This window comes from Colwellia sp. MB02u-9 (assembly GCF_014077085.1).
Lineage (GTDB): Bacteria > Pseudomonadota > Gammaproteobacteria > Enterobacterales > Alteromonadaceae > Cognaticolwellia.
Map to the genome: position 1 here is coordinate 1 of NZ_JACGVF010000078.1, position 409 is coordinate 409.

General features: G+C 38.4%; 1 rRNA gene. It reads left to right on the forward strand.

Annotation, left to right across the window (positions count from 1 at the left end):
* Positions 1-318 precede the first annotated feature (318 nt).
* Positions 319-409: ribosomal RNA gene (locus H4J65_RS18280) — 23S ribosomal RNA — on the forward strand; the annotation flags it as partial.

Genomic DNA, 409 nt, shown 5'->3' on the forward strand with positions numbered 1-409 from the left:
GACTAATTCTTTAACAATCTGGAAAGCTGATATAAATACCGGTATTTATATGACAAACACGGTGTCGCGCTGTTGTTTGTAAATTATAAATACCAAGCTGTTATTAATAGGAATATCGCCTATTAATGATGGTGATTACGGATTCTCCTCGAAGACGTAATCAACCCGGTAAATATTCTTCGGAATGTTTACCACTCTTATTCAAGACACACTTTGTGTGCGTGAAAATGTCAGACTTTACAATTGCATTGGATTAGTCTCCGGTGTGTACTGAATAGAATCTCCTTATTTATAAGGAAAGACTACTTGGGGTTGTATGGTTAAGTGACTAAGCGTATGTGGTGGATGCCTTGGCAGTTAGAGGCGATGAAGGACGTGTTAATCTGCGAAAAGCTTTGGTGAGGTGATA